This is a genomic window from Kordiimonas sediminis (genome assembly GCF_014656395.1).
Lineage (GTDB): Bacteria > Pseudomonadota > Alphaproteobacteria > Sphingomonadales > Kordiimonadaceae > Kordiimonas_A > Kordiimonas_A sediminis.
Genome location: NZ_BNCI01000001.1, coordinates 870,398 through 889,642, shown reverse-complemented (window position 1 = coordinate 889,642; position 19,245 = coordinate 870,398). Strand labels below are relative to the sequence as shown.

14 protein-coding genes are annotated in these 19,245 nt (G+C 50.1%); 7 read left to right on the top strand and 7 right to left on the bottom strand.

The genetic code is table 11. The features are described from left to right. Positions 1–51 precede the first annotated feature (51 nt). The 3 genes from IE181_RS03985 to IE181_RS03975 are packed head-to-tail and all read right to left on the bottom strand — an operon-like array spanning position 52 to position 4,919. On the bottom strand, positions 52–3,294 hold the full coding sequence (locus tag IE181_RS03985) for a TonB-dependent receptor (protein WP_191250248.1): 3,243 nt from the start codon (positions 3,292–3,294) through the stop codon (positions 52–54). Further along, positions 3,275–4,276 carry a FecR family protein gene (locus IE181_RS03980; RefSeq protein WP_191250247.1) on the bottom strand — a complete coding sequence of 334 codons (1,002 nt, stop codon included), beginning with the start codon at positions 4,274–4,276 and terminating at the stop codon, positions 3,275–3,277. Before IE181_RS03980 ends, IE181_RS03985 begins: the two co-directional genes overlap by 20 nt. Positions 4,277–4,328: 52 nt before the next feature. Beyond that, the gene (locus IE181_RS03975; RefSeq protein WP_191250246.1) at positions 4,329–4,919 is read right to left on the bottom strand and encodes an RNA polymerase sigma factor; all 591 of its coding nucleotides are present in this window, start codon (positions 4,917–4,919) and stop codon (positions 4,329–4,331) included. A 555-nt stretch (positions 4,920–5,474) separates the two neighbouring features. Between IE181_RS03975 and IE181_RS03970 the strand changes: the two genes are divergently transcribed. Continuing rightward, complete coding sequence (locus IE181_RS03970; protein WP_191250245.1) at positions 5,475–8,345, top strand: TonB-dependent receptor domain-containing protein; 2,871 nt, start codon at positions 5,475–5,477, stop codon at positions 8,343–8,345. A gap of 117 nt (positions 8,346–8,462) precedes the next feature. Here IE181_RS03970 and IE181_RS03965 read toward each other — a convergent pair whose 3' ends face one another. Together IE181_RS03965 and IE181_RS03960 are read right to left on the bottom strand one after the other, a co-directional pair. Then, complete coding sequence (locus tag IE181_RS03965) at positions 8,463–9,014, bottom strand: hypothetical protein (protein ID WP_191250244.1); 552 nt, start codon at positions 9,012–9,014, stop codon at positions 8,463–8,465. Between the two features lie 27 nt (positions 9,015–9,041). After that, the gene (locus IE181_RS03960; RefSeq protein ID WP_191250243.1) at positions 9,042–10,859 is read right to left on the bottom strand and encodes a tetratricopeptide repeat protein; all 1,818 of its coding nucleotides are present in this window, start codon (positions 10,857–10,859) and stop codon (positions 9,042–9,044) included. Positions 10,860–11,266: 407 nt separating this feature from the next. Here IE181_RS03960 and IE181_RS03955 point away from each other — a divergent pair, with 407 nt between their 5' ends. The 5 genes from IE181_RS03955 to IE181_RS03935 all read left to right on the top strand — a co-directional run bounded on the left by IE181_RS03955 (position 11,267) and on the right by IE181_RS03935 (position 15,051). Continuing rightward, positions 11,267–11,983, top strand: a complete 717-nt coding sequence (locus tag IE181_RS03955; RefSeq protein ID WP_191250242.1) for an AAA family ATPase — start codon at positions 11,267–11,269, stop codon at positions 11,981–11,983. A 36-nt stretch (positions 11,984–12,019) separates the two neighbouring features. Next, entirely contained in the window at positions 12,020–12,454 is a 435-nt protein-coding gene (locus IE181_RS03950; protein ID WP_191250241.1) for a hypothetical protein, read from the top strand. A 340-nt stretch (positions 12,455–12,794) separates the two neighbouring features. Continuing rightward, positions 12,795–14,078, top strand: a complete 1,284-nt coding sequence (locus IE181_RS03945; protein ID WP_191250240.1) for an SPOR domain-containing protein — start codon at positions 12,795–12,797, stop codon at positions 14,076–14,078. Between the two features lie 141 nt (positions 14,079–14,219). Further along, positions 14,220–14,627 carry an Hsp20 family protein gene (locus IE181_RS03940; RefSeq protein ID WP_191250239.1) on the top strand — a complete coding sequence of 136 codons (408 nt, stop codon included), beginning with the start codon at positions 14,220–14,222 and terminating at the stop codon, positions 14,625–14,627. A 4-nt stretch (positions 14,628–14,631) separates the two neighbouring features. Beyond that, positions 14,632–15,051 carry a secondary thiamine-phosphate synthase enzyme YjbQ gene (locus IE181_RS03935; RefSeq protein WP_191250238.1) on the top strand — a complete coding sequence of 140 codons (420 nt, stop codon included), beginning with the start codon at positions 14,632–14,634 and terminating at the stop codon, positions 15,049–15,051. Between the two features lie 54 nt (positions 15,052–15,105). Here the strand turns inward: IE181_RS03935 and IE181_RS03930 are convergent, their stop codons facing one another. After that, positions 15,106–16,101, bottom strand: coding sequence for a DUF481 domain-containing protein (locus IE181_RS03930; RefSeq protein ID WP_191250237.1), 996 nt, complete (start codon positions 16,099–16,101; stop codon positions 15,106–15,108). A gap of 136 nt (positions 16,102–16,237) precedes the next feature. Further along, positions 16,238–17,467, bottom strand: a complete 1,230-nt coding sequence (locus IE181_RS03925) for an MFS transporter (protein ID WP_191250236.1) — start codon at positions 17,465–17,467, stop codon at positions 16,238–16,240. 142 nt (positions 17,468–17,609) lie between these two features. Here IE181_RS03925 and IE181_RS03920 point away from each other — a divergent pair, with 142 nt between their 5' ends. Next, a complete protein-coding gene (locus tag IE181_RS03920) occupies positions 17,610–19,238 on the top strand; it encodes an ATP-binding protein (protein WP_191250235.1) in 1,629 nt (542 codons plus the stop codon). The last annotated feature ends 7 nt before the right edge of the window (positions 19,239–19,245 follow it).

Genomic DNA, 19,245 nt, shown 5'->3' with positions numbered 1-19,245 from the left:
GACGTCGGGGGTACCCCCGGCGTCCACAGAACATCGACCAAAAGCCTTCATTTAGAATTTTACCGTAATCCCGGCAGAAAACCGCCGCCCGATAACATCATATATCTCAGGCGAGGTAGAGGATGCACTGCTATAGGCAAAGAACGGCGGGGCCTTGTCAAACAAGTTCTGCACGCCTGCTTCAAAACCAATCTTGTCAGACAAACGGTACCAAAACCCAACGTCGGTGTAAAAAACCCAGGGGACACGGGCAGAATCCATGCCATGCGTTGAATAGGTTGCCGTTGCACTGCCGCGCCCAGATAGTCGTGCAGACACACCCCAATCACTAAAACTTGCATCAAGCCGCGCATAAAGGCGGTGTTTGGGCATGCTCACCGTCCCCTTATACTGCAGAACTTGCGGGGTTATGTTAGCCATGCCAGTATCAGACTTAGATGTTGTCCCTTCTGCTTTCAGCAAATAATGATGCATGAAAGTCATCTGAACCGATCGTAAATCTTTGAATATTCCGCTCGGGGCTGTTGGCTGGTAGGTAAGGGACACTTCTGTTTCCAGTCCCTCGACAGCAAAATAACCTGCCGCAAGGGGCATCCGCGTTATGCCCGAAAGCTGTCCTGTAACAGGGTCGCGTTCAATCACGCCTGCGCCGCTATTGGGGCTGGTCCCACAGTAAGGGTGGCTTAAATTTTTTGACGTATAACACAGGGACAGCACTTCATAGAAAGACGCTTGGGTAATCGCATCACGAATGCGGGTATTATAATAGTCGGCGCTAAATTTTGCTGAAACTGACCGGTTCCGCCAAAATAAGTCACTACTTAAATCAACACCCACGGAAAATGATCTGACCTTTTCGGCCTCCAGTTCTGAGTTACCCTCAGTCAGGGCAGGTATATCACTGTAATTTTGGACAAACCCATCCTCTACATCATCTGGTAACACGGCCCGGCAGTTTTCAACAAGAATGGGATTATTGCTCATATGAAAACGAGAGCAGGGGTCATCAAATGTCAAATTCACCGCCGTTGATGTTGTATAAAGTTCTGCCATTAGTGGTTGCCGACGGCTTTCCTGAAATGACGCAACAAGCGCCATTCCCTGCACCGGTTGCCAGTCAAGCGCCTGACTGTAACTCAGGTTGGTCATGTTTCCAGACTGGTTGTCGACCCTTGCAGCGCTCCTAATCATCAGAGATTTCACAGCAGGCAAGTCCTCTGCAACCAGCCAACTCAGGCTGCCGTAGCTGCTTACACGTTCGACACTGCCGCTGAAAGGTACCGCCACGTACGGGAAGCCCAGAAAGTCTTTATCATCATTGATTTGGTCCCTTATCGACTGGGACCGATATTCAACCCCACCTCTTACCGTGAAAGGACGCCCGAGCAGGTCCAGGTTGCCTTCCAGGGTTGCTTCGGCAAGATATTGTTTGGCGTATGCATGATTAACCCGGTCTTCTGCGGTGATATATTTTGCACCCTCTGCAGAGATACCACCTGGCCCAAATAATGTGATTGGAACACACCCTTGCGTTACGGAACAGGCGTCTGGGTTAGTGGCAGTAAGCAGTTTTTTCAGGGAAAACAGACCAGAATGGACATTACGTAAAGTCGACTTGCCGTATTGCAGATACAGGCCGTACGTCCACTGACGATCAAAAGAGCCTTCAAGTGACAGGTTTAAGTAGGACTGATTTCTTTTAATATCCTGTATCCGAGGCCCCACCTCTACTAGTCGCCTCATGATAGAGACGGATTCTGCCTCCCCACCAGACGCTTCCAGTAAAAACGCGCGTACATCATCGGACAGCACATCACTATCAATATTGATGCGGTAAACAGGATGATTTAAGGGAAGATAATCGATAGAAGGGCCTAATATACCCGGCGCCATAACCGAATTGACTTTTGTAACGGAATGCCCTGCCTCCAGACGCACTACCGCATTATTATCAAACTGATAATCCGAATAGAGCCGTCCTGAAAATTGATCCACAGGCGCAATCAGGTTTTGAAAAACCGTATAATTATACTTTTGCTCCGGGGTCCCGGCAAATGGCTCAACACCTGAACCGTCCGGTTTAACGTAAATGAACTGTCCCCCAGAAAAATGTTTGAATATGCCGTCTTCACCTGTATAGCCCACAAGCTGCCCTGATTGACCAAAGCTGCTGCCCCCGTTACCTGCAACAAACTCACCACTGTCGTTAAACCCACCAGGATTAGCCGTTATATCCCGATCAGACAGCAACACCCTGTCTGAATGACCATAATTAAAACTGAAATTAAATTGCCCTGCACCATCAGCAAAGCCAGCACCATATTTCAGGCTACTATTGTGGTATGCGCCATCACCTTTTTCAGAAAGACCACCCCTTGCGCGCACAGTCAACCCATCCGGATACCGGTCCAGCACAAAATTGATCACACCGCCGATGGCCTCAGACCCGTATTCTGCTGCCATATTGCCGCGAATGATTTCTATTCGGTCAATATCATCAATGGAAACACCATTCAGATCCAGCCCCTGCAGACTTTCATAGCCTGCAATTGTGGATGTTGGCCGCCTGCCATTGAACAAAACTAACGTGCGGTTTGACCCTAAACCGCGCAGTTCCACCAAAGATAGTCCTGTGGCGTTTGTCAGTGCAGCACTATTTTCAGGGCTGAGAGACGCCTCAATCATGGGCAGTCCAAGAAGTGCTTTCGCAGCCGTTAACCCACCTGCGTCTGCAAGGGCCCTACCCCCCAAGTCACTAACCGGCATTCCTTGGGGTGCAATATATTGGGGGCGGCGCTGCCCCAGTATCAATAATTCTTCAATTGGCTGATTGGAAACAGCGACAGGAATAAGTGACCTGCCTGGAGACGGGGCAGAGTTCGAGCGGACTTTGTTTGTCTTCGGGACAAGAGTTACAGTACTAGACCCAATACGTTGATACTGTAAGCCGCTCCCTTCCAGCATTCTTTCAAGCGCGGCAAAAACCCTGTCTGTTACCTCGACATCGGGGGCAGCTATGCCGGAGATCAGATCACTGCTTACGATGATGCCGATACCCGTTTCCTGGGCAAACTCCACAAGAGCCGAAGCCAAAGGCTGTGCTTCGATAGTAAAAATCGTAGCATTAATGCGTTCAACCTGCCTGATCTGAGGCGCGGCAGCTGGTTCAGGCGCTGACTCAGCAACTGGAGCTGCTTCTGATGATGTCGCAAAAGCAGGCAAAACACCAGCCATCAAGGCTGGTGCCAGACCAAAACCTAACCGTACAAAAGGGCTAGAGATCCAATGGGGCAAGTTCAATGCCTCCGGAATATTTTCGCACCGCTTTCAACCCAAATGCTGCTTCGATAGCTGCAATGATTTCCTGGTCACTTGTCAACCTGAACTCCGCTGTTACAGGTGCATTTGCCAGATCACTGGCAACCAGCACCAATGGCGTATTAAGGTATCTGTTCAAATCTTGTATCACAAGTCCAAGCGGGGCTTCCCGGTATCTTAACCACCCGTCCCTCCAGGCAAGATCAAAAGACGGGTCAAACTCAACAACCGGGAACAACGTTCCCTGGGTGCCAATCGTCTGTTGCCCATCTGTCAGATATACAACGTCTACACCCATAGTTTGCTTCAAAAGTGCTACTTTTACCTGCCCTTCAAGCACAGACACTTTGTCTTCTGACGCTGTGCGCCGGACATTAAACTGCGTACCTAGAACGGTGACACGGCTGTTGCCTGCTGTCACAACGAAGGGACGCTGTTCATCCCGTGCTACATGCAGAAACACTTCGCCCTGCAGCACTTCGAGCTGCCTGATATCACCCTTTGCGCTGGCACGAACCGCCGTATCCGTATTTAATTCCAGACGTGTCCCGTCAGCAAGCTTGACTGTCCTCGATTCCCCTTTACCCGTGACATAGTCATCAAAGGATGGCGGGGCAGACCCTAAGAAGAACGAGGTTGCTCCCGCGATTACCAGCAAAAATGCAGCGGCAACACCCGATATCCACTTCAGAGTTTGCCGCCTTTCTCGTATCGAGGCTTCTGCTTCCAGTTCCTCAATAAATAGGTCTTCCAGCAACTCGTCACTAAGTGACGCAAGGCCGGAATCTATTTCCACCAAACTGTCATACGCTGCTTTGTTCTCTGGCGATAAAGAATACCACTTCTCAAAAGCCGCTTGGCTTTCGGGCGAACTATTTTGCGTTTGGCGGTCTGCAAACCAGATGCAGGCCTCATCATCCGGTGTCAGAACACCGTCATCTTTTCTTACAGGATCCATTCCTAATCCATTCAAACCAAGCGACTGATAGACTACAGTCTAATTTTATACTCTAGCACCTTTTCTTTTTCCGGCGTCGTGCATTCAGTGGCACAACATTACCTGTTTCCTCTTTGCTTGCTTCCCGCAGTTTGCGGAGGGCGCCAATAAAATCTTTTTCTATTGTACTTACTGACACCCCAAAAACCTCTGCTATTTCCTGATACGTCTTTCCTTCGAATCTGTTCATAACAAAAGCTTTGCGCTGACGCTCCGGCATGCGGTCTATCGTTGCTTTTAACTCCGATAGCCGCTGTTTATTTTCCAGTTCACCTTCCGGTGTAGTGTCAGTCGCGCCCATTTCCGAAATGGGCTGGTCATCCTGATCCAGATGCACAATATGTCTTGCTTCTCTGGATTTCCTTCTGAACTCATTCACAGCTAAATTAGCCGCAATTTTAAAGAGAAGCGCGCGCGCATTCTCCACATGATTAGTCTTTGCATATCCCAAAGCACGGACGAAGACTTGCTGTACAATGTCTTCTGCCTGCTCCGGGTCCCCGATTTTGCGGCGTAACCATGCATACAAAACCGATCTATTTTCCTTCGCAGCTTCCTCGACACGCCGAACGCTGTCATCCCCTGCGAAAACTCCCTTAGGCACTCTTCGTTTCCTCACTGAATCTATTGTTGGGGAAATTCCCACTATAGCCATCCATTATCTTTATTGTTGATGTACGTGCTTTATACCATCAAGCCGCTACATCCGACAATATGCTGATTCCGAAGAGCCGCAGAAGACAAGGGTTTTTTGCAATATTGCCGACTTTTTGAAGTTTTTTTTGAGGGGTCATCAACTTGTAGTGTCTTACTATATGCAAAGTTTAAGCACTCTGCGTTTCTATAGACAAAACACTTGGCGAGGCTAACTAATGTTTAGGTCTCGCCATTTTTTTATGGCTGATTAATCCATTGATATAAAACAATAATTATACAGAAATCCTCACAAAGCCGTAAGTACACCGGCTTATACCTAGATAATTTGTTGTATTAATAACACACCTCCAAAATAAATTCTGAACAGCCCCCATTAAAACCCGCCCTGCTTTTGAGGAAGCCTCTTTCTGAGGTGTCCCATGAAGGACGTCCGTGCTCCCGGGGGACCATTGGCGTCTGAATATATAATTCTGAGAACAATAATTCAGAGAGAGGAAACTCTATGACTAAGTCTAATAAAGCCAGACTGCACGAACGGCTTCTAGGGGCAAGTGCACTTTCTGCCATCCTTGCTGTAACCATGCCGGTTGCAGTTGCCAATGCGCAGGATGCAGCAGCTGAAGAATTTGAAGAGGTTGTTGTAACCGGTTCACGTATTAAACGTGCCGACATCGAATCCGTTAGCCCGGTTTCTGTTGTTGGCTCTGTCGATCTTAACCTTGCGGGTAACATTAACATTGAGCAAACACTGAACCGTTTGCCAGCGCTGATCCCGAACCAGACCTCTACGACCAACAATGGTGGTAATGGTCAGGCACGTGTTGACCTGCGCGAACTTGGCGTAACTCGTACGCTGGTTCTGATGAATGGCCGCCGCATGGTTGGTACTGGTACAAACGGTGCCGTTGACATCAACAACATCCCGGCAGCTCTGATCGAGCGCGTTGAAGTACTAACCGGTGGTGCGTCCGCAATTTACGGTTCTGACGCGGTAGCAGGCGTTGTTAACTTCGTAATGAAGAGTAACTTCGAAGGCGTTGAATTCGGTGGTCAGTACAATATTTCTGAACTGGGTGACGGCGACACATGGACAACATCCTTCACAGCCGGCGGTAACTTTGCCGATGGTCGTGGTAACATCGTCTTCTCCAGCAGCTACACTCAGCGTAGCGAACTTTTCCAGTCTGACCGTGATTCATGGGCTGGTCAGACAATTGCTGACTTTGGCACGGGCGAATTTATTGCCTTTGGTTCTTCTAACATTCCTGGTTCACGTGTAACAGGTGTTGGCGCTGGTCCAAATGGCGAAATCGTTCTTCCTGACGGTAGCTTTGCAGTTGACGGTGTTGGCTTTACGCCAGACGGTAAGCCGATTTCAAACAATGGCAACCGCTACAACTTCGCACCATACCAGTTCATTCAGACGCCTCAGAAACGTTTCACATTGAACACGCTGGGTCACTATGAAATCTCTGACAGCGTTGAAGTATACTGGGAAGGCCAATTCTCTCAAAACCGTGTAGACATGCAGCTGGCGCCAAACGCTGGTCGTCTGCCTTCCGTTGGCCCACTGACTTTCTCTGCAGACAATCCACTTCTGGACCCTGTAACCCGTCAGTTCTTCCTAGACAACTTTGACCTGGGCGGCGCTGTAGATGCCGTTGCTGGTGACGGTATCATCACACTTCCAACTGTGAACCGTCGTTTCACTGAAGGCGGCCCTCGCGAAAATATTCGTGACCTGAACTTCTATCGTGCGGCACTTGGTTTCCGCGGCGATCTGGGTAACGGCTGGGATTATGACGTGAGCTATGTTCACGGTCGTGCAAACCGTACAGACGTCCTGACAAACCGCGTATCTGCGGTTCGTATTGCTGACGGCCTGAACTCCACGCTTGATGCGAACGGTAACCCTGTTTGTATCAGTGGTTCACCTGGCTGTGTGCCACTTAGCATCTTTGGTGACGGTGCGGTTAGCGATGCAGCAGCAGCATGGATTTCTCCAACTGCAATCCGTAACTTCTACACGCAGCAAAACATCGTTTCTGCATCTGTTTCAGGAACTGTTGACAACTTTGATCTGGGTGCAGGCGCACTTGGACTGGCAGTCGGTGTTGAATACCGTAAGGAATCAGCAGAAGACAATCCAGACAGCCTGATCCGCTCTGGTGAGCTGGGTGCTGGTAACAACGCTAGCCCAACAAAAGGTTCATACAATGTGAAAGAACTCTTTGCCGAGGCAGTGATGCCACTTCTGGCAGACAAAGAGTTTGCACAGCGTCTTGACCTTGAACTTGCTGGTCGTATCTCTGACTATTCAACTGCTGGCGGCGTCTTCTCCTGGAGTGCTGGTCTGCAGTATGAGCCAGTAGCTGGTGTTCGTTTCCGTGGTGGTTTCCAGCGCGCGACACGTGCACCAAACATTGGTGAACTGTACGGCGGTACTTCTTCTGGTGCATCCTCAACAACTGATCCATGTAGCTCTACTCAGGTACAACCTGAAGAGGTTGCATTCTGTCAGCAGTGGGGTGTTGCAAATCCAAACAGCTATACGCCACCAAACGCACAGATCTTCACAACATCTGGTTCAAACCCGAACCTGTTTGAAGAAACTGCAGAAACATACACTATCGGTGTAGTTCTGACGCCTGAGGAAGTTCCTGGTCTTGAAGTGACTGTCGACTATTATGACATCAAACTGGAGGATGCGATCACTACGCTGACGTCTTCTACAGTTCTTGACCTGTGTCTCTTCTCACGTGATCTGAATGACCGTTTCTGTCAGGCTGCACAGCGTGATTCACTGGGTGACATTCAGCAGATTTTTGCACCGAATGACAACATTGCAAACCAGCGCCGTAAGGGTATTGACTGGATGGTCAACTACTCATTCGAACTGGGTGAAGGTCAGCTGACTGTAACCAACTCTGGTAACTACATGATCACCAACGAGTTCCAGTCTACGCCAATCACACCGGTAACTGACTGTAACGGCATCTTCGGTGGCCAGTGTACAGGTCTTGGTGACTTTACTGCACCTGAGTGGCGCATGAACCAGACCTTCTCTTATGCAATTGGTGACTGGTATCTCCGTGCTTCTGGTCGTTTGATCGGTAAGATCAAGAACGACACACTTGTACAGGATCCAACTGCACTTGTTGCACAGGAAGAAATCAAGGTTAACGCATATGTTGATCTGAGCTTCACTTACCAGCTGAACGACCATGTACAGCTGACTGGTGGTGCGCAGAACATTACAAACAACAAGCCACCTAGAATTGGTTACTTCCAGAACGTAGCGGCAAACACTGATCCGTCTCTCTATGACGTAATCGGTCGCAGCTACTTCATGGGTGCGAAAGTTACTTTCTAAGGAAAGTACTTCAGGCTTTATGCCACTATGGCAAACAAGAATAGCGGGCCATGGCCCGCTATTTTTTTACCGCTACAACTGCAACTTTCCGCGATTTATACGGCTACGAAATCAGGGTTACTTTACCCGTTCTACTTTAACCACCTTGGGCCGCTCCAGGGAAACCAGGCTGTACCCGAATGCCACTTTTTTAATTTCTGCCTTATAGGGCGTTTTCTCCATTGGTACATGATCAGACAGTGTCTGCTTCCACACCTGCCCAGATGCTGTGGTAAAAATACGTTTTCCTGTGCGCAGCTGTTTCACGCTGACAATCTCGACCAAAACCTTATCGGCAGGCGTTTCCTTGACAAGTCGTTCTTCTTCCCGGGCAGATTTACCAAATGTTTCCTGAACAAGCTTTCTTTGGTCTTCTGGGCTATAAGGTGTGCCGTCCACAACACTGTCATAGCAAAACAGTCTGACCGTCGCATTTTCAATGGTCCGACACTCCTTTGCGGTGTGATAGGTCTTTAACTCCGACTGAGCAGCCACAGAATGCAGCCCCCCTGCTGCCATCAACACGGCTGCGGATACTATCAAAGAATAGCAATGGGCCCGGCGGGAACGAGGGCTGTTTGCAAACCCGCTAGCGGGCATAAAGCCCGGTTTAGAACTGTGTCTGGTCATAAGTACATATCCTCCTGTTTACTATTATTATAGCGGCACCACATCAAAAGGTGCCGTCATGCGGTCTCTATCCTGTGTGAACGGTACCGTGCCGTGCCACATGTAGGACGGAAACAGTGCCAACATACCGCGCTGCGGTTTGATACATCGCTGGATGGTGTCTCTCTCTCCCAGCCCCAGCCCGCTTTCCCCGAACTTGATCCAGCCTTCGTGGGCGGCATCTTCTTTTGGGGAATTTTCGGGGACATCCACATAGAATGCCGAACTGATCCAGCCAAGTGCATGCACATGGTTGACATGAAATCCGTCTTTACGGAGACGCACAGACCAACTTGCAGAAAAATCAAACCCGTCAGATTTGCGACACAACAAAGGGTGGTCCGGGTCATCCGGCAACTGATCAATATAGGTCTGCACACAGTCCGACAACGCCCCGCGAAAGGCACGGAAAACCGGCTCAGGCCGGTCTAAGAGCGTGCCGTGCGTTTGCGATCCCCCGCGCAGGGTTTGATCAATCGGCTGTCCTTCTGCCGTATGTAACCTCATCAGCGCCGTCTGCAGATCATCCAGAAAGTCTTCAAGACAACTGTAACCTTCGGGCGTGCCAAGCATCATGGGCTGCACAAACTGATCATACCGGTGCAGCCATGCATCTCTGTCGTCCCCAAGCAAGTGCCAGCAGGTACCGCGAAGCGCCCAAAGTTCCTGATCAAAAGGCCGCACCGCTGCATAGGGCTCTAACGCCTGCAGGCTTGTTTCATACTTCTCCCTTTTGATTTCAACCCGGGCAAGATCAATTGAGGTACTTACATCGCCATCCTCACCAGCGAGCGACGCACGGTAGAAAGACACTGCTTTTTCCAGGTCACCCACCGCTTCACTCAGACGGCCCATGCGTTTCTGCAAACCTGTGTGCCCCGGAAACTTGCTTTGATAGTTTTCTGCCAGTGACAGTGCCTCGCCCACGCGGCCAGCATTTTCAAGCGCTTCCAAATGGTCTGCGCATAAATCCGCATTGTCCGGTGCCGCCTGATGTCCCACCGCATAAGATTTAGCAAATAGCTCTTTGCGCCCATGCTCCCAATATAATTTGTTCAGCGACCTGTGTGCATCGCGAAAATCGGGCTTAATGGCAATGGCTGTTCTGTACTCTGTGTCCGCACGGTCAACATCGCCCGCCTCATAATAGATATTACCGAGAACATAGCGGGGCTCTGCCAAGCGCGGTGCCCGTGCGATAGCCTCTTCCAGACAGGCACGAGCATCGTCCACACGGTACATTTCTTTATACACGCTACCCAGATTATGAAGCGCATTGACGTTACTGGGGTCACTCTCCAGCGCCTTCCGAAATCGCTCGATAGCCGCCTCGTACCGCCCCAGCTTCTGAAGCGATATTCCCTGTGCGCTGTAATGAGAAGCACGACCGCCACTAAGCTGAACTGCCTTTTCAAAAGCAGGCAGCGCTTCTTCATGGTTTCCCAGTGCCTGAAGTACCAATCCCTGATTAAACCAGGCATCAGCAAATGACGGCTGCATCGCGGTTGCCTGCTGATAAGACGTCAATGCTTCTTCCTGCCTGCCTGTGGCAGCAAACAGATTTCCAAGTGCATTTAAGACGGCAGGCTGCTTAGAATTCACAGCCAGAGACCGTTTAAAATACGCTTCAGAATCGGCAAAATGCCCCTTCTTACGACAGATAACCCCCATGAAATGCAGGCTGTTGGCTTCCTGCGGCACCATAGACAAAATATCTGTAAATATTTTTTCAGCGGACGGCAGGTCACCTCGGTTCAGCGCTGTGACACCCGATTCCAACATTGCCTTCAGTCTCTGCGAATCCACCCGATCTACCCCCGCAATTGTTAATAATTCCTGCCAGACCTTACCAAAAGCGAATAGTAACACCACCTGCCTGCAGGATGAAATGCTCTGTACCACAGGGCCTGACATTCTATGACCAGTGAAACAGATTCTTCCTCAAAGAATTACACAATTTATCTTTCTAATATTTCAATAAGTGACTGTTATTAAATACATATTTTCAATATCGATGATATTTACCGTCTGATGGTATTTCGACATATCTTCGCCTAGTCAGTTAGTGTAAAAATAGCCATAAAAGAGGTGCTAAACGGTCGGCAAAAGGTGTTGCTCTCAATTTTATCTATTCATTAAGGCTATTTTCACCCCTCTACTTCATGGTGGATAGTGAACATAGACGCCAGGTTTTTGGTAGATGGAGAAGAACAATGCGTGTAATCGCAATCAGCTCCCAAAAAGGGGGATCAGGTAAAACCACTATTTCCGGTCATCTTGCAGTACAGGCAGTGCGTGCGGGTGCGGGACCAGTGGCCCTAATCGATACAGACCCACAGGGTAGCTTGGCCGCCTGGTGGAACTCTCGTGAAAATGAAGAGCCGGCATTTGCTCAAACCAGTGTGGTCAATCTTGATGAAGACCTTCAAAAACTGCGGGAGCAAAACTTCAAGCTGGTGATCATTGATACACCCCCTGCAATCACACGGAATATTCAGGCAGTAGTGGCCAAATCTGATTTGGTTGTTATTCCAACACGCCCAAGCCCGCATGATTTGCGCGCAGCAGGCGCAACAGTTGATTTGGTCGAGCGGGCAGGCAAGCCACTCGTCTTTATCGTAAATGGTGGTACAGCTCGCTCCAAGCTGACTGGCGAGGCAGCTATTGCCCTGTCACAGCATGGCACGGTCGCACCGGTACTGGTTCACAATCGTCAGGATTTCGCATCCAGCATGATTGATGGCCGCACGGTTATGGAAGCAAACCCAGGTGGAAAGTCCGCAGCAGAAATCGAGAAACTGTGGGATTATATGGAAGATCGCATCAAACGTCTTCCTGTGAAGACGTCTTTCAAGACGTCCGCACCACAACGGGTTAACTTTGGTCGCCGCATGACAGACAGACCTGCTCCGGTCCGTTTTGTACCGTAAGACCTTGTTTTAAGTTTTAGACGTAGGATTAATACAATGGCTATGGCATCACTAACATCATCCCTAATCGCCCGGAAGGGCACAGCACGCCCAAGCGCGCCCAGTTCAGGGTTCGGCAAATCCTTATTGCCGCAAGACAATATCGACAAGAACGACACGAAAAAAGCGTCCGGTCTTTCTTCTTCAAACTCTTTTGCGAACATTGCCAGTTTTACGGACTATGCCCGCAATAAATCAGAGGCAAATCTGTCCGAAGCATCTTTCTTTAATATGAAAGCACCGGCAGAAGAGAAGAAGCCTGTTATCAAAACAGAGCAAAAAGCGGTACCCACGCTGTATCATGGTCGTGTCAAAAAGACGCTGCGTCTTGAAATTAAAACGCACAATGAGCTGCTTCAACTCGCAGAGAAAAAGGGCACTTCGCAGCAAGCCCTGATGCAGAAGGCTGTTGAAGACCTGTTAAAGCCGTAAGGGAGCTTTCCCCGAACCGTTAAACAGGTCTGGACCAATATCCTACGCAACACACCGTCAAAGGCAGGACATATGTTCTGCCTTTTTTCGTTAAATGTTGCTGACCACACCCAAACAGCATTAGTACAATACTGGCTTTTAGACGACAAAATCCAAGACATCTTACAATCAAGGGTTTTGCATTCTGGTCTGTTTTAGGGTTATATTTGTGTCAAAACATGCTGCAAATTGTATCAAACGCTTAATAATATGTTCACCGTTAAGATTTAGCTTTGATAACGGTTAACCATTTGGCAAACTAAACTATGGTGGTTCCAACATAATGATCGGGCAACAAATTATGAAAACGATGGGTTTTAAACATTATCTGATGGGGGTCAGTGTTCTTGCGCTTAGCGCTTGCTCCTCCGTTTTCGGTGTACCAGCACAAAGCAATCCAAACATTGCGGCCGCACGTTCGCAGGCAGACGCGCAAGATTCGTCCAGCATGATGTCTATTGCCGATAAACTGGTAGAAGAAGAAAATCACTCGGCCGCCATTCCAATTTACCGCCATCTTGCCACCGGCCTTGGTGACCGTACCGAACCAAGAATGAAGCTGGCACGTAGTTTGGTTGCTATGGGTAATCATCGCGAAGCGGCTGAAATTCTGTCCCGGATTGTTGAACAGCGCGAATATCCTGGCGAAGCCTGGTACCACCTTGGAAAATCATGGCTTGCTCTTGGTCGGTTTGATGAAGCTCTGGCTGCATTTGGTGAAGCCAGTAACCGTATGGCAGATGACACTAAACCCCGTGCCGGTCGTGGTATTGCCCTCGCCGCACTTGGCCGCGGGGAAGATGCTCTTAGTGCCTTTGATGGCCTGGGCGACGCACAAAGCCGCTCGAATAAAGCGCTGGTGCTGGCATCCCTTGGTAACACAGACGAAGCCATCACAATATTTGAAGATATTATTACATCTGGCGGCGCCGGACCGCGTGACCGCCAAAACCTTGCACTGGCATACCTTATGGCAGGCCGCGAAGACGAAGCCTACCGTATGGCACGGCTTGATCTGGACATGGTATCTGTGGAAGAAACCTTCACATTCTACCGCACACTGATGTCTTTACCAGCGTCTGACCGGATGCAGGCTTTGGTCACCGGATCTGTCGAGCCGGAATGGACACGGGAAGAGGCTGCCAATCTGGAACTCACTGATTCTGATACGCGCAAAGCGGCAGCAGAACGCCTTCTGGCGGAACCTGAGCCCGAGCCAGAACCAGAGCCGGAGCCGGAACCAGAAGAAGAACCCTACGAACTGACAGAAATTCCGCCGCTTGTTGAACCGGAAGGCTGGGCACTGCAAATTGGTGCATATCGCACGATTGAAAATCTGATGCGCGGCTGGACTATCCTGTACCGGGCGAACGAAGATATTCTGGAAGGCATTCCACCCAGAAGGTCTGAGGTTGATTTTGGCTCTCGGGATAATGGCCCAAGCGGATTTTATTACCGTCTGAATGCAGGCCCCCTGAAAACACTGGCCGAAGCCCGTGCGATCTGTCGGGAACTGAAAGAACGCGGCACAGAATGCTGGATTCGTCCACCAGAGCCAAAAGAAGGCAAACTGCCAGACCAGTAAGTGTTTGACACGAACGGTTAAGCAGGAAAAAATACATTCCATACCGGGCTGCGCTTGATCTGGTCAGTGCAGCCCTTTTACATGGCCATACCGGGCTGCGCGTGCCCTGGTCAGGGCACTTGTCCAATGGAATGATGAAACATGACCCGACAAACACACTTTAACAACCCGCTGCTACTAGGGTTTGATGAACTGGCCAGCATCCTTGACAGTGTTGGCAAAGGCGCGTCTGAAGGATACCCTCCTTATAACATCGAACATGTCGGGACCGACGTCATTCGCATCAGTCTGGCAGTGGCCGGCTTTACAACAGACGACCTCGAAGTCATTCATGAAGGCAACCAGCTTTCGGTCAAGGGCAAGGTTCCTGCGCAAGATAAAGAGCGGGAGTATCTGCACCGCGGCATTGCTGCCCGTCAGTTCCTGCGTAAATTTGTTCTGGCTGACAATATGGAAGTGGTGGACGCCTATCTGGAAAACGGCCTGTTAAATCTGGACGTCAAAAAGCCCAAGCCAGAAGAACACCGTAAGGTTATTACCATTCGGTAACGTTATGTATCATTATCAGGAAACAATTTCGCAGAAAACGTCTGGGCCGGGACTGTATGAAATTACAGACAAGGTTCAGGCTGCCTGCCGTGCAAGCGGTATGCAAACAGGTTTACTGACACTTTTCATCCAGCATACCAGTGCGTCCCTGACCATTCAGGAAAATGCAGACCCGGACGTACAAACAGACTTAACACAAGCCGTTGCCCGTCTGGCCCCTGCGGACCCAACCCTGTACCGGCACACGGCAGAAGGGCCGGACGACATGCCCGCCCACATCAAATCTGCCCTGACCGATGTATCCCTATCCATTCCGGTGCAAAACGGTCGAGCCGCTTTGGGGGTCTGGCAGGGAATCTATATTTTTGAACATAGAGCCCAAACACATACGCGCCGGGTTCTGGTCCACCTTTTGGGAGACTAGAACCCGACGCGTACAAATGTTCCGCTGCCTTCTTAAGGGTCAGGCAAACCGTCTTTAGAAGTCGTATACGATCGTCGCCCGGGACAAGGTATCGCTTTTCGCAGTGCCTGCAGGCGGATTGCTATCATAGCGGTATTCAAAGGACAAACGTGCCGCCAAGCGAGAGTTCAGACGCGCAGAATATTCAAACAGATTTTCAAGTGTCGTGGAAGACCCTCCAAAAACAATATTCGTGCGGTCACGGAAGCTCATCGTCTCGTTAATCTGGTAGCGATAATTGGCAGACAAACGCCCCATAAATTCTGTATCTGTCAGACCAAGCAAGCCGCGATCCGGATCCATCACTTCGTTATTGTACCGTACACCTGGGCCTGCTTCAAAGCTCAGCTGATGCTTGTCGGTATCCAACACACGGTAACCAAGACCCACTGTTTCGACGATACGCATGTCATAGCCGCCCGGCTGGTTGCGTTCGAATTCAACGAAATTCACCAGATACAGATGCTCCCACGGCTTCCACAGCAGTCGGTAATCAGCAATGAAACGCTCTTCCGTGGTTTTGCCGCTGCTGCGCTTATAGTTGATATCAAAATCAAACTCATGTTCCCACGCCGGGCCAAAGCTGCGGTTAAAGGTCATGCCGCCGGTAAGATATTGTTCGTCGCTATCACCGGACGCCTGACCCGCACCCAGTTCAACCTGTCCGTTCCACAGTGCGGGATCAAAATAATAGGCAAGACCCCGGGCACGCGACTTGCGCTCTGCCTCTGCCTTATCAAAGCGTGCCTGCTTCAGCTCAGTCACCTCTTCTGGTGCCATCCACTCCGCCCGGATTGCTTCGGCTGTTTCCAGAAGTGTAACACGATCGTCAGGCCAGGTTACAAATGCGGTCAGAAGAATTGATTCAAAGGTAGCCTTGTCATCATTCGCTGCGGCGGTTTTCAACAAGTCTTCTATTCCGGCCGGTACATCGGCCTGCACGGCAGCAGACGGCAAAGCGGCAGAAGACAACAACATCAAAGCAAACAGGCGGGAATTACGAAATGGCACGACAAATCACCTTATAACGGTCAAGTTTTTAAAAATAACGGTTTCGTGTACTGCTATTCGCACCATATTTCAAGGTTAGTATGGCTGCTAAGCACAGCATTTCTGCGACTTTATCAACTATACCCGATACTAGGTGTCAGGCCTTTGCAAACCTCGGCATGAAAAAGGCAATCACTGTTGCTACCATACCATGTACTACCCCTCCCATAAGGATGGTCTCGAGCCTTATCCCCGCATCAAGAAGCATGCCCAAAACATACGGGGCAAGTGCGGTCGAAAAAACCATCACAGAGGTACTGAGGGATTTGATTTCACCCAGGTGCCGCGTGCCGTACAGTTCCGCCCAGATTGTTGTATTGACGGGGATCGATAACCCGCCTGCAACACCTAAAAACGCTAGCCCCACCCCGACCGCGAGCATAGTATCGCCAAAAATCAGAAAACAGATACTGATTGCCAACAACGGCGGATAGAGAGCAGCCGCAGCCAGCCCCCCAACCCGGTCAACGATCATACCCCCGATCAGGGGAACCGTCATGGCGCCAAGGGCATTCATCCAATATAGTCCGGTGAAGACCTGTAACGTCCAGCCTTTCATTTCTGCCATATTCTGTGCGAAGAAAAAAATCGCCGTGATCCAGAACGGACATGCAAGGGTGACAGTGAACAGCAGCGGCAGACGTTTATCCCGCAGCACGTCGCGGCGCTTTAGATGTTTTGTCACGAACCCACTCGTGTTCGCGGCTTCTTCGTCTTGCTGTGCGGCAAGCCAGGCTGCATGGCGCTGTGTGTGCCCGCGCAGGAAAAACAGTGTCACCGGCGCCAGCACACACGCATACAAGAGTGCAATCAGCGCCCAACTGGCCTGCCAGCTGAACGATACCATCAGAAACACAGCAAGCGGCGGTAACAAGGATTGCCCCACAGGCATGCCGAGCGAGGCAAAAGAGACCGCAAGGCCGCGGCGACGGGTGAAGTAGCGGGACATGGACGTCATCGCAGCATGGGTCATAAGGCCCTGCCCTACAAGACGGGTCATCAACAGCGCGAAAAACAGTATAATAATACCCGGCGACACTGCCACAAACAGGCAGGCAGTCACCATCAGTGCACACAGAGACAGCGTATATTTCTGCAGGGGCACTGTGTCGATCAGGTGCCCAATCCGGTTTAATATGACCGCGCCCGCAAGGGTCAGCCCAAAATACATAAACCCAAAATCTGTTTCAGACAGGCTGTAGTTTTGCTGGATGGCTGGTTTGTAAACCCCAAGAAAATAGGTTTGCCCAACGCTTGACGACATGGCCAGCATGAAACCGAACATCAGAAAAAGACCATCGCCTTTAAAGGTTTGTTTAATTTTCACTTTGTATAACCCAGGTAATGGTAATCGACACGCCAGATAAAATTTAATAAGCTATTTTGGCTCTGAGTTACTATATTAGAACCACAGCAACTTCAGCCTATACAAGCACCGGGGCGCCTGAAACAACATAAAAGAGGGTACAGTGACAAATCCATATGAGACGTTCGGGAGCCAGACGGCACCTGTGGCTTCGGCCCCGGTATCGCAGGGACACGCTATCGCAACTGTTTATCAGGTATCAGCGTCGGGTCTGACCGCTTATGTCAGCCAGGAAAATCTGGCAGATGATACGCTTTCCTCGAAATGTCGGATTGGCTCAACTGTCAAAGTTTTGGTCGAAGGCAGACTTGTTTACGGCCTGATCAATAATGTCCTGCCCCATGATACAGGCGCGATCCTTCTGGAAATTGACTTCCTGGGGGAGTTGCATGACGAAACATTCAGCCGGGGTGTGCAGATATATCCGATGCCCGGCGCAACCGTTTTGTCAGCCGACGAAACAGACCTGGCGACCATCTATGCCCCTGTATCTGACGAGACAATTAAAATTGGCACCATCGCCCCTACCCATACGACGGTTGCGGGCCTGACCGCCGAAGCGCTTTTATCCAAGCACTTTGCCATTCTGGGAAGTACTGGTACCGGTAAATCCAGCACCTTGGCACTGACTGTCCACCGGATTGTCGAGTTATACCCTGCCGCCCATGTGGTGATCCTGGATCCCCACAATGAATATGAACAAGCCTTCTCCACCAACGGCATTCACTTATCAACAGAAAATCTGGCGCTGCCATACTGGCTGATGAATTTTGAAGAGCATATAGAGATGTTCGTTGGTCACAATACAGAAGGCCGGGAAGAAGACGTTGATATTCTGCGACGCAGCCTTTTAGAAGCACGAAAACGGTCCAACATGAAGATTGGTGTGGGCAAAATTACCGTTGATACACCGGTCCCTTATAAATTGTCCGACCTGCTTGCCCTTTTTGATGACGAGATGGGCAAGCTCAATAAAGCCGAAAGCGTTAAACCGTTTCTGCGGCTTATTGCCCGCACGGAGGAACTGCGGAACGACTTACGCTTTTCCTTTATGTTTTCCGGGTTATTGGTGCAGGACAGCATGCACACACTCATGTCCAAGCTTTTGCGTTTTCCAGTGGACGGCCGACCTGTGACCACCCTTGACCTGTCTGGTGTACCAACCGAGATTGTTGACGTGGTGGTGTCTCTTGTATCGCGCATAATCTTCGACTTCTCGCTTTGGAGCCACAAAAACACCGGGGCTACACCGGTTCTTCTGATCTGTGAGGAAGCGCACAGATATGTGCCTCATGTCAGCTCGGAAATGAAAATCCACGCTGCCAGAAAAAATCTGGAACGTATTGCAAAAGAAGGTCGAAAATACGGTGTTTCACTGGGACTGGTATCCCAGCGGCCCTCAGATTTATCAGAAGCCGTTCTGTCCCAGTGCGGCACCATCCTGTCGATGCGCATGAATAACGAACGGGACCGCCGCTATGTGGAAGCCGCGATGCCTGAAGGCTCTAAAAGCTTCCTGTCGGCACTGCCATCTCTGCAAAACCGTGAATGTATTGTCGCGGGCGAAGGGGTGGGCTGTCCCGTCAGAGTGCGACTGGATTATCTGGATAAAACCAGACGTCCGGCAAGTGACGACCCTGAATTCTCCCATAGCTGGCGAAATGACACCAGTCAGGCTGATACATTAATGGATAATACGATCCGACTATGGCGGCGTGGCGGCACACGATAAAGGCACA

Bases quoted from the DNA above. Each gene is read 5' to 3' on its own strand.
- IE181_RS03980 (WP_191250247.1), bottom strand. From the start codon at position 4,276: ATGGATCCTGTAAGAAAAGATGACGGTGTTCTGACACCGGATGATGAG.
- IE181_RS03955 (WP_191250242.1), top strand. From the start codon at position 11,267: ATGCGTGTAATCGCAATCAGCTCCCAAAAAGGGGGATCAGGTAAAACC.
- IE181_RS03970 (WP_191250245.1), top strand. From the start codon at position 5,475: ATGACTAAGTCTAATAAAGCCAGACTGCACGAACGGCTTCTAGGGGCA.
- IE181_RS03935 (WP_191250238.1), top strand. From the start codon at position 14,632: ATGTATCATTATCAGGAAACAATTTCGCAGAAAACGTCTGGGCCGGGA.
- IE181_RS03965 (WP_191250244.1), bottom strand. From the start codon at position 9,014: ATGACCAGACACAGTTCTAAACCGGGCTTTATGCCCGCTAGCGGGTTT.
- IE181_RS03945 (WP_191250240.1), top strand. From the start codon at position 12,795: ATGAAAACGATGGGTTTTAAACATTATCTGATGGGGGTCAGTGTTCTT.
- IE181_RS03950 (WP_191250241.1), top strand. From the start codon at position 12,020: ATGGCTATGGCATCACTAACATCATCCCTAATCGCCCGGAAGGGCACA.
- IE181_RS03940 (WP_191250239.1), top strand. From the start codon at position 14,220: ATGACCCGACAAACACACTTTAACAACCCGCTGCTACTAGGGTTTGAT.